The sequence below is a fragment of the Oleiphilus sp. HI0061 genome (assembly GCF_001635675.1).
This window is the reverse complement of the sequence record NZ_LWFE01000063.1, coordinates 1-1,540: the sequence shown is the minus strand read 5'-3', so window position 1 is coordinate 1,540 and position 1,540 is coordinate 1. Positions and strand designations below refer to the sequence as shown.

The following is a 1,540-nucleotide window of genomic DNA, read 5'->3' as shown; positions in this document are numbered from 1 at the left end:
GCACCTTGGAGGCGTTTTCAGCATCATCATTTCCCTCGGCAGATTACATTGCCCTGGGACATATCCATAAACAGCAGCAAATTAAGGGCAATGGCAATATCTACTATAGTGGTTCGCCAATTCCGCTTAGCTTTGACGAGCTAAACCAGAAAAAGTCAGTGCAAGTGGTAGAGTTTGATGAGGCTGGTGTGACGGTGGATGCCATAGATGTACCGGTTTTTCAGCAGCTGTACAAAATAAAAGGAAACCTCGAGGAGATTAGCACTAAACTTTCAGAGTTGAAGGGCGGTCGTGATGGCAGTGCTTATTGTTCAGAAAGCAATGGTGACCTTAGTGAGACTATTTGGCTTGAGGTAGAAGTTGAAGAACAGGATTATCTTGAAGACCTTCAGAAACGCATCGAAGAGTTAGTGGTCGATAGCAATATCGAAGTGCTTTGTTTGAAGCGCAGCAGAAATCGAAAAGGGTTAAGCCTGGTCGCCGAAAGTAGCGAACGTTTACAGGAGCTTAAAGCAAGCGAAGTCTTTGAAAAACGGCTGTCATTAGAGCCAGATGGAATCGATGATGCACTAAAAAGCCGTCTGCAACAGATGTTTAAAGAGGCGCTGCTACAAGCTGAGCAAGGAGACAAGCTCTAGAGCTGCAGTTATGAAAATACTAAGTATTCGCCTTAAGAACATCAACTCTCTACGAGGGGAGTGGTTTATTGACTTCACTCAGGAGCCTTTCGCAAGCAACGGTTTATTTGCAATCACTGGGCCTACTGGTGCCGGAAAATCTACGCTGTTAGATGCAATTTGCCTTGCCTTATACCACCAAACACCGCGTTTAAATGAACCATCACCTGCTGAGAAGGTAATGACTCGTCATTGTCACGAATGCATGTGTGAGGTGGAGTTCAGTGTTAAGGGTGACCAGGTTTTTCGCGCATTTTGGGAAGTAAGAAGGGCGCGAAGCAAAGCTGATGGAAAATTACAAAGCCCCAAAGTTGAGCTAGCACTACTCGGGGCCGGTGAGGAGGGGCGCGATAAAATTATTGCTGATAAGCTCCGCGACAAACTAGAACATATCGCCGAAATAACGGGCTTGGATTTTTCACGTTTTACAAAATCCATGCTTCTGGCTCAAGGTGGCTTTGCAGCCTTCCTCAATGCAAATTCGGGAGACCGGGCAGAACTTCTTGAAGAGTTAACGGGAACGGACATATACGGCAGAGTTTCTAGCGAGGTGTTTGAACGCTTTCGACAAGAAAAAGAGCGACACACGCTACTGACGGCCAAGTTGGAAGGTCTAGAGCAGACTAGTCCCGAGGAGCTTGAATTACTGTATGCTGAAGAACAGGCCCTCGAAGAAAAGCGTAAGACTGCTTTGCTTAAAAGAGGCGATATTCAGGCACAGGTTTCTCATATTGAAAAGCTTGAAAAATTGCAGGCGAGTAATAAGCAGTGTCGTTCAGCGCTCGATGCGCATGTTCAATATTGCGACAGTTTAGCACCCGAGTTTGCAAGGCTTGAAAGAGCCCTACCAGCGAGAGTGCTCT

The 1,540-nt window shown here is 46.2% G+C and carries 2 protein-coding genes; both read left to right on the top strand.

Annotation, left to right across the window (positions count from 1 at the left end):
- Positions 1-638 (top strand): exonuclease SbcCD subunit D C-terminal domain-containing protein (locus tag A3735_RS00860; protein ID WP_197485557.1); only part of this gene is annotated, 638 nt, incomplete at its 5' end.
- A 10-nt stretch (positions 639-648) separates the two neighbouring features.
- On the top strand, positions 649-1,540 hold an 892-nt coding region (locus A3735_RS00855; protein WP_156499285.1), incomplete at its 3' end, for an AAA family ATPase.